Annotated in this window: 9 protein-coding genes and 1 pseudogene; 7 read left to right on the forward strand and 3 right to left on the reverse strand. The window is 61.4% G+C overall.

Translation table 11 applies throughout. The annotated features are described in order from the left end of the window. Positions 1–106: 106 nt before the first annotated feature. Positions 107–1255 (reverse strand): alpha-hydroxy acid oxidase, encoded by a 1149-nt coding sequence (locus AB9K34_RS19290; RefSeq protein ID WP_369956079.1) that lies wholly within the window; start codon positions 1253–1255, stop codon positions 107–109. Between the two features lie 120 nt (positions 1256–1375). Between AB9K34_RS19290 and AB9K34_RS19295 the strand changes: the two genes are divergently transcribed. Together AB9K34_RS19295 and AB9K34_RS19300 are read left to right on the forward strand one after the other, a co-directional pair. After that, on the forward strand, positions 1376–2176 hold the full coding sequence (locus tag AB9K34_RS19295; protein WP_369956081.1) for a glycoside hydrolase family 19 protein: 801 nt from the start codon (positions 1376–1378) through the stop codon (positions 2174–2176). Between the two features lie 60 nt (positions 2177–2236). Then, complete coding sequence (locus tag AB9K34_RS19300; RefSeq protein ID WP_369956494.1) at positions 2237–4594, forward strand: ATP-dependent helicase; 2358 nt, start codon at positions 2237–2239, stop codon at positions 4592–4594. Between the two features lie 17 nt (positions 4595–4611). On the opposite strand, the gene cls is transcribed toward AB9K34_RS19300, so the two are convergent. After that, positions 4612–6084, reverse strand: coding sequence for a cardiolipin synthase (cls, locus tag AB9K34_RS19305; RefSeq protein WP_369956082.1), 1473 nt, complete (start codon positions 6082–6084; stop codon positions 4612–4614). A 282-nt stretch (positions 6085–6366) separates the two neighbouring features. Beyond that, complete coding sequence (locus AB9K34_RS19310) at positions 6367–6576, reverse strand: DUF1127 domain-containing protein (RefSeq protein WP_369956084.1); 210 nt, start codon at positions 6574–6576, stop codon at positions 6367–6369. Positions 6577–7028: 452 nt separating this feature from the next. Between AB9K34_RS19310 and AB9K34_RS19315 the strand changes: the two are divergent. The 5 genes and pseudogenes from AB9K34_RS19315 to AB9K34_RS19335 form a co-directional block, all read left to right on the forward strand. Next, a pseudogene (locus tag AB9K34_RS19315) lies at positions 7029–7231 on the forward strand (P-loop NTPase); the annotation flags it as partial. 759 nt (positions 7232–7990) lie between these two features. After that, entirely contained in the window at positions 7991–8509 is a 519-nt protein-coding gene (gene mraZ, locus AB9K34_RS19320) for a division/cell wall cluster transcriptional repressor MraZ (RefSeq protein WP_369956086.1), read from the forward strand. Positions 8510–8513: 4 nt separating this feature from the next. Then, positions 8514–9506 (forward strand): 16S rRNA (cytosine(1402)-N(4))-methyltransferase RsmH, encoded by a 993-nt coding sequence (gene rsmH, locus AB9K34_RS19325; RefSeq protein ID WP_369956087.1) that lies wholly within the window; start codon positions 8514–8516, stop codon positions 9504–9506. Then, positions 9506–9856 carry a cell division protein FtsL gene (locus AB9K34_RS19330; RefSeq protein WP_369956088.1) on the forward strand — a complete coding sequence of 117 codons (351 nt, stop codon included), beginning with the start codon at positions 9506–9508 and terminating at the stop codon, positions 9854–9856. The genes rsmH and AB9K34_RS19330 overlap by 1 nt, the downstream gene beginning before the upstream one ends. After that, on the forward strand, positions 9853–11637 hold the full coding sequence (locus tag AB9K34_RS19335; protein WP_369956089.1) for a peptidoglycan D,D-transpeptidase FtsI family protein: 1785 nt from the start codon (positions 9853–9855) through the stop codon (positions 11635–11637). The genes AB9K34_RS19330 and AB9K34_RS19335 overlap by 4 nt, the downstream gene beginning before the upstream one ends. Positions 11638–11643: the final 6 nt, after the last annotated feature.

Raw genomic sequence — 11643 nt, forward strand, 5'->3', positions numbered from 1 at the left:
CTCCTGGTGCCGTAGCGTTCCGGCTTTTCTATTCAGCTTGTTACCTGACGTAAACGTCTACTTGAATCGGTATCGCGCCGCGCAATGTCGTTCTGTAACGGATGCATCAACAGAGCCGCGGCAAATCTATCGGGGTCGGCAGGTTTTTCAGGTCATGGGCTCCGATCTGCCCCATATTGGCTTGCATGTCCCTCGCAAGCAGGTCGATCAGATGCGCAGGTCCGTCGGCGCCGAGCGCGGCGAGCGCGTAGTGAAAGCCGCGGCCCAGCATCACGAAATCCGCCCCGAGTGCCAGGGCGCGCAGGATATCGAGGCCACTCTCGATCCCGCTGTCAAAGATCAGGGGCAGTGATGTCTCCGCCCGAATGGCCGGAAGCACTTCGATGCTGGCAAGAGACCCGTCGAATTGACGTCCGGCGTGGTTGGAGACCCAGAGCGCATCGACCCCGACCTGTTCCAGCGGCGCCGCGTCTTCGGGGCGCAGGATGCCCTTGATCAGGAATGGCCCGTCCCAGTTGTCGCGCAGCCAGCGCACGTATTCCATATCCGGTGAGGTCCGCAGGAGATAGCCCACATGCGCGGTCGGCGGCAGGTTGGCCTGCGCGCCGCTGATGTATTTGTCGAGCGTGCGCATGTGCGGCATCCCCTTGCGGGCCATTCCAACGGCCCAGGTCGGGCGCATGCAGATCTGGGCCATCAGGCGCGGCGTCAAACGAGGGGGGTGTGTCAGCCCGGAGCGGGTTTGTCTCTCGCGACGCGAGGCGACGGGTACATCCACGGTCAAGACCAGGGTGCCGAACCCGGCATCGCGCGCGCGCCCGAGCATGTCGCGCCGTATCTCGTGATCCTTGGGCGGATAGAGCTGGAACCACGCGTGCCGGCCCAGATGCGGCGCGATATCTTCGGGGCTGGCGCTGGCCACGGTGGACATGCAGTAGGGCAATCCTGCCATCGCCGCGGCCTGCGCCAGAAGGGCTTCGGCATCGGGCCAGACCATGCCGGACATGCCGATGGGCGAGATGCCAAACGGTTTCGGATAACTCTCGTCCAGAAAGCTGGTGCTGACATCCGGTTCGATCGGACCGTGCAGGATGGACGGGGTGAAACCGATCCGGTCAAGCGCCGCGCGGTTGCGCGATTTCGTCGCCTCGGTGCCCGTGCCGCTGTCCAGAAACTCCCAGACGAATTTGGGCAGGCGACGGCGGGCGCGCCATTTCAGGTCGATCAGGCCGGGATAGCTGCTGTGCAAATCCATACTGTCTTTTCCGTTGTGCCGCGCCGCAGCGCAAGCGCTAAGACTGCCGGGACTGGATGGAAATGCGATTTCGTGTTAAAGTTGTCATTATTTTAATTAAAAATTTGTTTGGAGTTTCCAATGACCATTGAAACCGCAATTCGCGTTTGCGCGTCCTCATCCGTCACGGCGACAGCGGCATTTTCTGCCTGGCAAGCCATTGAATCGAAAATGGAAGAGATCGGTGTCAACACCAACCGGCGCCGCGCCAGCCTGATCGGGCAATGCGCCCATGAAAGCGCGAAGTTCAGGATGAGGTTCGAGAACCTCAACTACTCTGCGGCCGTGCTGTGGAAGGTTTTCCGTCACAAATTTGCGTCGCAGGCCGAGACCAACTCCTTTGCCCGCCAGCCCGAAAAGATCGCAAACCGGGTCTATGCCAACCGCATGGGCAACGGCAACCCGGCCTCCGGCGATGGCTGGCGGTATCGCGGGCGCGGGTTTCTGCAACTGACGGGCAAGGACAATTACACCCGCTATGGCGACGCGATTGGCGAGGATCTGGTGGCCAACCCGGACCGCGCGGCCGATCCCGATGTCTGCTGGCTGATCGCGGCGGAGTATTTCGCACGGACGCGGCGATCGGGACGGAACGTGCTGGAATGGTCCGACGTGCCCGACATCATCATGGTGACAAAGGCCATCAATGGCGGCACGCACGGCCTGTCGGATCGTGTGGTGCTGACCGGCAGGGCGCACGCGGAATTGACCGGGGAAGCCAGCACCGCCGAATGGCAGTCGCTTCTGCTGAATGCCGGGTTCAACCCGGGGCCGATCGATGGGCTGTTCGGGGCCAGGACCAAGGCGGCGCAGGAGGCCGCCGAGGCGCATTTCGGCGTCAGCGGCGAGGGATTGCTCGAGGTTCTGCGCGGTATCGACTAAGCCGGGAACAAGCCGCGAACATCCCTTTTCCTGCCCGGCGGCATGGTCTACATTGCCCGCATGAGCAGCTTTGACGACATCGACGCCTTTGAGGGCGGATCGCTTTCGACGCGCGCAATGGCGGCGCGTCCACAGCCCTATCTTGACGGCCTGAACCCGGCGCAGCGTAAGGCGGTCGAGCAACTGGACGGCCCGGTTCTCATGCTGGCAGGGGCGGGAACGGGCAAGACCAGGGCGCTGACCGCGCGGATCGTGCACCTGATGAACACCGGGGCGGCCCGCCCGAACGAGATTCTGGCCGTGACCTTTACCAACAAGGCCGCGCGCGAAATGAAAGAGCGCGTGGGCGAAATGCTGGGCCAGTCGATCGAGGGGATGCCCTGGCTGGGCACCTTTCATTCGATCTGTGTCAAGCTGTTGCGCCGTCACGCGGAGCTTGCCGGGCTCAAGTCGAACTTCACGATTCTCGACACTGACGATCAGATCAGGCTTCTGAAACAACTGATTTCCGCCGCCGGCATCGACGAAAAACGCTGGCCCGCCCGGCAGTTGGCCGGGATCATCGATGACTGGAAGAACCGCGCGCTGCCTCCGGCCAAGGTATCGGCGGCGGATGCCGGTGCCTACAATCACCGGGGCGTGGAGATGTATGCGCAATACCAGGCGCGGCTCAAGGAATTGAACGCGGTCGATTTCGGCGACCTGTTGTTGCACATGGTGACGATTTTCCAGACCCACCCCGATGTGCTCGAAAAATACCAGCGCTGGTTCCGGTATATTCTGGTGGACGAGTATCAGGACACCAACGTGGCGCAATACATGTGGCTGCGGCTGCTTGCGGCATCGCATCGCAACATCTGCTGTGTCGGGGATGACGATCAGTCGATCTATGGCTGGCGCGGGGCCGAGGTGGGCAACATCCTGCGGTTTGAAAAGGATTTTCCCGGTGCGCATGTGGTGCGACTGGAGCAGAATTATCGCTCGACCCCGCATATCCTCGCGGCGGCTTCGGGGGTCATTCGCGGCAACGAGGGGCGGTTGGGCAAGGAATTGTGGACCGAGGCCGAGGATGGCGAAAAGGTCCGGCTCATCGGGCATTGGGACGGCGAGGAAGAGGCGCGCTGGATTGGCGAGGAGATCGAGGCGATGCAGCGCGGCGCGCGCGGGATGCGGGCCATCGGGCTCGACCAGATGGCGATTCTCGTTCGCGCCAGCCACCAGATGCGCGCCTTTGAAGATCGCTTTCTGACCATCGGACTGCCCTATCGGGTGATCGGTGGGCCGCGATTTTACGAGCGTATGGAGATTCGCGATGCGATGGCCTATTTCCGCGTCGTGGTCAGCCCCGACGATGACCTCGCGTTCGAACGCATCGTCAACACGCCCAAGCGCGGTTTAGGCGACAAGGCGCAACAGATCATCCAGACCACCGCGCGGACCAATGGTGTGTCGCTGGTTGAAGGGGCCCGGCTGGCGGTGCAGAGCGGGCTGATCAAGGGCAAGGGCGGCGCGGCGCTGGCGCAACTGGTCGAGGGTATCGCGCGCTGGGGCCGCATGACGGGCGAGCCGGAGATGACCCATACGGAACTGGCCGAGATCATCCTGGATGAAAGTGGCTATACCGCCCATTGGCAGAACGACAAGACCCCCGAAGCGCCGGGACGGCTCGAGAATCTCAAGGAACTTGTCAAGGCATTGGAAGGGTTTGAAAACCTGCAAGGGTTTCTCGAACATGTCAGTCTGATCATGGACAATGAAAAGGACGATGCGGGCGAAAAGGTCAGCATCATGACCCTGCATGCGGCCAAGGGCCTGGAATTTCCCGCCGTGTTCCTGCCCGGTTGGGAAGACGGCCTGTTTCCATCCCAGCGAAGCATGGATGAAAGCGGTTTGAAAGGGCTCGAGGAAGAGCGGCGGCTGGCCTATGTCGGTATCACGCGGGCCGAGGAATTGTGCACGATTTCCTTTGCGGGAAACCGTCGCGTCTTTGGACAATGGCAATCGCAGCTTCCATCGCGGTTTATCGACGAACTTCCCGAGGAGCATGTCGAGGTGCTGACGCCGCCGGGGCTGTATGGTGGCGGTTACGGTGCGGCGGGCATGGCGCGGCAATCCGCCCAGTCAGAGATCGCCGAACGGGTGGCGAATGCGGATGGCTATAATTCGCCGGGCTGGAAACGCCTGCAGGCGCGGGCCGGCGAACGCCGGTTGTCGCAACCCAGGGAAAGCCGCAACACGGTGATCGACCTGAGCGCGGTCAGCAGTTTTACCATCGGCGAACGTGTTTTTCACCAGAAGTTCGGCTATGGCGCGATCACCGGGATCGAAGGCGACAAGCTCGAGATCGATTTTGAAAAGGCAGGGTCCAAAAAGGTCGTGGCCCGTTTTGTCAGCACCAGCGACGATATTCCGTTCTGAGGCGGTCTGCGGCCCGGTCAGAGGATCGGGCCGACGCTGGAGACCGCGTTGTTCCAGATGCGCCGCGGGCGGCTCCAGCCATCGACTTCGGCAAGTGTCACGCGATCGGAATTGGCGAGATACTCGGCCTGTCGTGCCGTGATGTCGGCGGTGATCGCCCGGTCACAGAGCAGCATGTTGTTCTCGAAATTCAGATCAAAGCTGCGCAGGTCGAGGTTGGAAGACCCGATCAGGCTGACCTCGTCGTCAATGGTGAGCGTCTTTGAGTGCAATAATCCGCCCTTGTATTCGTGGATTGCGACGCCAGCGTCGAGCAGGTTGCGATAGCTTGATTGGCTGGCGGCGGCGACGACCCAGGAGTCGTTCCGTTCCGGGAAGATCATGGTCACTGCAACCCCGCGAAAGGCGGCGGCACAGATCGCTTCGAGCACGATGGAATTGGGTACGAAATAGGGGGTTGATATGGTCACGCGTTGCCGGGCGCCATTCATCAGGGCCGAGAACAGATGCGGCGTGGCCAACCGGCGTTCGGTCGGACCGTCGCCCATGATCTGGGCGATGCAGCCGGGGTTGTGCCGATCCGGAGTCAGCAGGAAATCGGACAGTGAACCGCCGGAATGGGCGATCCAGTCTCCGGCGAAAAGCAACTGATTCTGCGCCACCACCGGGCCCTCGACACGCAGCATGATGTCGACCCAGGGGGCGTAACGCGCCTTGACCCGGAATTCGGGGTCGGCGCAGTTCTGGCTGCCGCAATAGGTGATTTTTCCGTCAATCACCGTGATCTTTCGGTGATTGCGCAGGTCGAGCCGGCTCTTGAGAATGGTTGCGACCGGGTTGTTGATGGGCAGGGCCACCGCAACCTGGACGCCGGCGGCGCGCATCTCGGCCCAGAGCGCGGATTTCACCAATACCCGTGATCCCAGACCATCGGCCATCGCCCGGCAGGTGACACCACGCTGCGCGGCGCGGATAAGCGCGCGGGCCGTATTGGTGCCGGTCTCGTCATCAAGCCAGATGTAGTAGAGAACATGGACCTGATGCTGTGCTGCGTCGATATCCGCGATCAGCCGCTCGCGCGCGGTTTGGGCGTCGGGCATCAGTTCGACAGCATTGCCCGAAACCGCGGGGAAACCATTGATCGAATGGCTGTAGGAAAAAGCCGGGACAAACCGGTCGGGTATCTGATCGATGGGGTCATGTTCCCTTGGCTGCAAATCGCGCCCCGCCGCATGTACCTCTCGGGTGACGGTGGCAATGCGTTTGCTGGCGGTGTGGCCCAGGTCGATCTCGCCGAAGAGGAAATAGAGCACCGAACCGACGACCGGCAGGACACTGATCACCATGAACCAGGCCAGGCGCGTGGTGGATGCGAGGTCTTCGCGCAGCAGCAGTCGGATGCTGAGCGCGATGACAACCAGAATGTGGAGCGACAGGGCAATCATGCGTTCGGTCTTCCTGTGGGGGATGCGGATACGGTTCGTCGACAACAGAAATGATCCGCGCCGGTTTGGCAACGGTTCTGGCCGTCTTTGCAATATGCTGGATGAAAAAGGGTGCGGCGACACCAGGGAGGAGGAGGGGTGCCGCCGCTCTTACAACACCAGGGCGCAGGGAGGAGGAGAGCGCCCGGTGTATCAGGGCCGGTCTGCTGGACCGGTATGGAAGGTGCGGCGACACAAGGGAGGAGGAGAGGTGCCGCCGCTAGAAACAGACGCTCCAGGGAGGAGGAGAGGAGAGCCTGAATCCGGTTAACTGGTGTGACTTCGCTGTCAGTGTGCTTTGTAGGCGGCCTGATAGGCAACGCGTTGCAGCATCGAATGATGCAGGCCCAGGTCTGCGAGTTCGCGATCGGAGAGAACAGACAGCTCGTTCAGCGTATTGCGATATACACGGTAGTTGTGAAACCGCGTTTTGAGCCGCTGCAGCCAGTTGGATGCAATCGGGACGCTGTTTGATTTTTCAAGTACAAGTGTGCTCATTGTTCTTTACCTCAGATGCGCTGTCGCTTGTTGGCGCCTCAACTTGACACCAAGATAGGCGAATGCTGCGGATGCACAATAGAGGTCTGAACAATGCTGCTATGCAGCAATTGCATGGGGTAAATGTATGTTTGTCAGGCGCTTGCCTCATATTTGCTCAGAAAACCGTCAGATTTCCCGTGTTGGGTGAAGCGGAGTGTACGTCTGCCAGTATCAGGCAAGGAGTGACCTTGTGAAATTGACGCAAGGTCATGTTAAATCAGTATTTTCGGTCCTGATTCTCTCTGATGGCGGCGATCTTGTGAGTCGTGACATGGTGCGCGCCATCACGATTGACGGAAAATCCGTGCGTTTCGTGATCGAAGCCGCGTGATCCGCGATCGCCGATCAGGTGGGGTCGCTTCGCTGCGATGCAGAAACTGCAGTCTTGAATATACAGGCTGTCGAGGTGGTATCGGCTGCGCCGACCGCGAATGATGGGAGCGTCGGGCAAGCCTGCGTCATCTGACCGGAGAACCATCATTCCTGTGCGGGCGCACGGGGTCACGATGATGTTCATCGGGTTGATGGTGGACGACTCAAGGGCGGTGGTCTGGCGGGGGCCGATGTTGATGGCGCTCTTCAGCAGCTGCTGGGTCGGACAGACTGGGGCTCATCGACGGCGGGATGGCGTGAGCGAACCCGTGCAGCAATACCGACGGATGCCTGTTTCGATGGGTCCGGTTCGGTCGGTATTCGGATGCTATTATAATGTATGGCGGCGGTAAGGACGATGCCTCCATACGCGCACCGCGATTGTAATAACCCGATCTGGGAAATCATGGGACGGGGCCGCCGACTGTGCGAACCGGTCAGAATCAAGCAAAGCGCAGTCGTCGTATTGATCTGGGTTTTTGAGCGAAAACTAGAACCCATAGTGAACATTTGAGTCGGGAATGACACAGGATCGATATTTTTCGGGAAATCGTGGGAAATTCTTCGGGTGGCTCAAATTTACTACATATTGTGGTCGGTCTCTAAATCATCCCAACTTGTGACAATAATCTTACAGATTTCATGAATTTCAGGGGGTGTCTTGATCCGCATTGCTCTGTATGAGTGAAATTTTCCCGTAGAAAACTATTGCGTCCCATGAATTCCCGTGTCATCCCTAGTTCATCGGATGAAGAAGACAGCAGGGGCACCAAACGACCCCAACCAACGATAAGCAGGTTTCATACAGGCTTCGGCTTCATCAGACCAAAGAGATCCGGCGCGCAAGCGAGCAGACATCCCCCCAGGTGGCGCGCGCGACTGGACACCCGCAAAGCGGGACGATGGCGGCGGGTTGATCGGTGGCAGCGGATCAACCCGCCGTTTCTCATTCAGGGGGTGAACGGACGGGCGTCGGGACGCGCAAGGAAAGGCAGAGAACTTGGGCCGCAGGTTCAGAGGCGAAGGCCACCACAAGGTGGACACGAAGGGCAGGGTGACGATCCCGGCCTCTTTTCGCCGCGTTCTCGAAGCCGGCGATCCCAGCTGTCATCCCGGCGGCAACCCCGAGCTTGTGATCGTCTACGGCGATCACCGGCGAAACTACCTTGAGTGTTACACGATGGAGGCGATCGACGAGGTCGATGCCAAGATCGACGCGATGCCCCGTGGCTCGATGGAGCGCAAGATGCTGCAACGCCTGTTCCACGGCCAGTCCTTTCCGACCAATGTTGACGAGACCGGGCGCCTGGTTCTGCCCGCCAAGCTGCGAAACAAGATCGGGCTGGAGGGTGAAGCGTTCTTTATCGCTGCCGGCGACACATTCCAGATATGGAAGCCCGAGACCTATGATACCGAGGAATTGGCCAAGACCGAGGCCTGGCTGGACGATCTTCCCGACGATTTCGATCCCCTTGTCTACCTGGACGGTGCCGCACCGCCCGGCGGTTCGGGGGGCTGATCTGATGACGGTCGCGGGCGGCGCGGACAGGTCTGATGCGCACATTCCGGTCCTGCTGCGCCCGTTGCTTGCGGCCGTTGCGCCGGTTGGCGGTGTCTGGCTGGATGGCACGTTTGGCGCGGGTGGCTATACCCGCGGGCTGCTGGACGCGGGGGCCGAGCGGGTGGTGGCCGTCGATCGCGATCCGCTGGCTTTCGAGATGGCGCGGGGATGGGCCGCGCAATACGGTGATCGGTTGCTGATGCAGCAGGGCGTGTTCTCGCGGATGGACGAGTATGCCAGCGATCTCGATGGCGTGGTGCTCGACCTGGGCGTGTCCTCGATGCAGCTTGATCAGGCCGCGCGCGGCTTTTCCTTCATGCAGGACGGACCGCTGGACATGCGCATGTCGCAAACCGGGCCGTCCGCGGCGGATCTGGTGAACGAAGCGGGCGAAAGCGTGCTTGCCGACATCCTGTTCCACTATGGCGAGGAGCGGGCAAGCCGGCGCATCGCGCGGGCCATCATCCGCGCGCGCAGCGACGCGCCCATCACGCGCACCCTGCAGCTCGCCGAGATCATCGAATCCTGCCTGCCGCGCGCCAAGCCCGGGCAATCGCATCCGGCGACGCGAAGTTTTCAGGCGCTGCGCATCGCCGTCAACGAGGAATATGACGAGCTTTATCGCGGCCTCATGGCGGCAGAGCGGGCGCTGCGCCCCGGCGGGCAGCTTGCGGTGGTCAGCTTTCATTCCATCGAGGATCGCATGGTCAAACGGTTTCTGGCGGCGCGCGCCGGACAGGGCGGGCGGGCCAATCGCTATGCGCCCGAAACCGAAGAGGCCCCTCCGCAATTCACCCTGAAGTCACGCAAGGCGATCGGACCTGACGAGATCGAGCTTGCCGAAAATCCCCGCGCGCGGTCGGCCAAGCTGCGGGTGGCGATCCGCACGGATGCCCCTGCGGGCGAGCTCGATGCGCAGGCCATCGGAATGCCACAGCTGAAAGGAGGACACTGATGCGCAGCATCGCTTATGTTCTGGCCGCCCTCGCGGTGTTTGGGCTGGCCTTCTGGGCCTATCGCGAAAACTATGCCACTCAGCGGGTTCTGGGCGAGACTCGGCAGTTGCAGCGTGAAATCGGGGCGGCGCAGGCGCGGCTGAGCGTGTTGCGCGCGGAATGGGCCTATCTGAATCGTCCCAACCGCATTCGCGAACTGGCCAACATCAACTTCGACAGGCTGGGCCTTCTGCCGTTGCGTCCGGATCAGTTCGGCCGTGTCGACGAAGTCAGCTATCCGGTGCCAGAGGCGCTGTCCTTGATCAACCCGATCGACATTTCCACGCTGGCCGTGGAGGAACCGCTGTGATCCGCACGCCGCTCCGTCCGCTCGCACGTATTCTCTCCGCGCGGGCCAAGGGAGAAAATCCCGACGTCATCGAACGCGAGAATATCCGCCGCCGCCACGAGGAAATGCGCGATCGCACCCGCGCCCGTGCCGAGGGGCGGTTGCTGGTTCTCGGGTTCTTCTTTTTCTGCGCGTTCGCCGTGGTTGGTCTGCGCATGGGGTTTCTTGCGACGTCCGAAGCCAAGGAACCCGTCGCCAGCAGCGGGGATACGACCATCGCCACGCAGCGTGCCGATATCGTCGATCGCAAGGGCCGCATTCTGGCAACCAATCTGGAGACCCATTCGCTCTATGCGCAGCCGCCCAGGCTGATCGATCCGGTGGCTGCGGCCGAGGGGCTGGCACGGATTTTCCCCGATCTCGACCCGGACCGCCTGCTCAAGGACTTTACCGGCAAGCGCAAATTCGTCTGGATCAAGAAAAAGATCAGCCCCGAGCAGAAGCAGGCGGTGCATGATCTTGGCGATCCGGGGCTGTTGTTCGGCCCGCGCGAGATGCGGCTCTACCCGAATGGCACGCTCGCGGCGCATGTGCTCGGCGGGACGCGTTTCGGCAAGGAGGGTGTGAACGCCGCCGAGGTGATCGGGGTTGCCGGGGTCGAAAAGCAGTTTGACGACTATTTGCGCGACCCGGCCAACGGGACGAAACCGTTGCAATTGTCGCTGGACCTGACGGTGCAGGCGGCGGCCGAACGGGTGCTTTATGGCGGCATGAAGCTGATGAACGCGCGCGGTGCCACCTCGACCCTGATGGATGTGCATACGGGCGAGGTGATCTCGGTCGTATCGTTGCCCGATTTCGATCCTAACGAACGCCCGCGCCCCCCTACGTCGGGGTTTGATCCGTCGGCCAGCCCTTTGTTCAACCGGGCGGTCCAGGGCGTGTACGAGCTTGGGTCTACCTTCAAGATTTTTACCACCGCTCAGGCGATGGACCTTGGCCTTGTCGGTCCGGACACGATGATCGACATTCGCGGGCCACTGCGTTGGGGCAAGTTCCGGATCTCGGATTTCAGAAACTATGGCAAAGAGTTGTCGGTATCCAAGATCATCGAGAAGTCTTCGAATATCGGCACCGCCCGGCTGGCACAACAGGTCGGCGCCGCACGTCAGAAGCAATTCCTGGGCGCGCTTGGCATGCTGTCGGTGACGCCGTTCGAAGTTGTCGAGGCCAGCGGCGCCGAGCCGCTCCTGCCGAAAAACTGGTCCGAGCTCAGTACGATGACGATCTCTTACGGTCATGGTCTGTCGATCAGCCCGATGCATCTGGCGGCAGGCTATGCGGCGATCGCCAATGGCGGATTCTACGTCAAGCCGACGATCCTGCGTCAGGACGGTCCGCAATACGGGCCACGAGTGATGTCCGACCAGGCGGCGGCGGCGTCCCGTTACATGTTGCGCCGGGTGGTGACCGATGGCACCGCGAGCCTTGGCGAGGTGCCGGGATACGGTGTGGCCGGCAAGACCGGAACGGCGGACAAACCCAAACCCCGCGGCGGATATTACGAAGACAAGGTCATCGCGACCTTTGCCACCCTGTTCCCGGTGCAGGATCCGAAATACGTGCTGATCGTCACGCTGGATGAACCGTCCGAGAATTCCGGCAGCGAACCACGGCGTACCGCCGGCTGGACAGCGGTTCCGGTCGCGGCGGAAATGATCGGCCGCATCGCGCCTCTTCTGGGGGTGCGTCCTGACGTTGAACCGGGGCAGTCCGCTGGTATAAGGCTGACTTCAAACTAGCCTTGG

It is taken from the genome of Sedimentitalea sp. XS_ASV28 (genome assembly GCF_041224545.1).
In the GTDB taxonomy this organism is placed as follows: Bacteria; Pseudomonadota; Alphaproteobacteria; order Rhodobacterales; family Rhodobacteraceae; genus Sedimentitalea.